The organism is Ruegeria sp. SCP10 (assembly GCF_040329495.1).
In the GTDB taxonomy this organism is placed as follows: Bacteria; Pseudomonadota; Alphaproteobacteria; order Rhodobacterales; family Rhodobacteraceae; genus Ruegeria.
In genome coordinates this window covers 1-223 of sequence record NZ_JBDZYF010000100.1, presented here as the reverse complement: position 1 = coordinate 223, position 223 = coordinate 1, and the positions used below count along the sequence as shown (strand labels likewise).

1 protein-coding gene is annotated in these 223 nt (G+C 55.6%); it reads right to left on the bottom strand.

Annotated elements, in window-relative coordinates; genetic code table 11:
* A partial coding sequence (locus ABLN87_RS22450; protein ID WP_353014338.1) for a transposase occupies positions 1-212 on the bottom strand: 212 nt, incomplete at its 3' end.
* Positions 213-223 lie beyond the last annotated feature (11 nt).

Below are 223 nucleotides of genomic sequence, written 5' to 3'. Positions count from 1 at the left end.
GTCGACATCAGCGGCGCTAACCTGTTCTGGAGCCGGAACAGACCCCTAAAGGCCGTCGCCATGTTCTCTATCGCTGCCCGCTTCCACGTTCCGATCTGCGTCGGGTGAACGTCATATTTCTTGGACAGTTCCGCCAGCGTCATCTCCTCGCGGATCACTTCAAGCGCAACCTTGGCCTTGAACTCCGGCAAATGGTTCTTGCGTTTCTTCATTTTGGATCGTC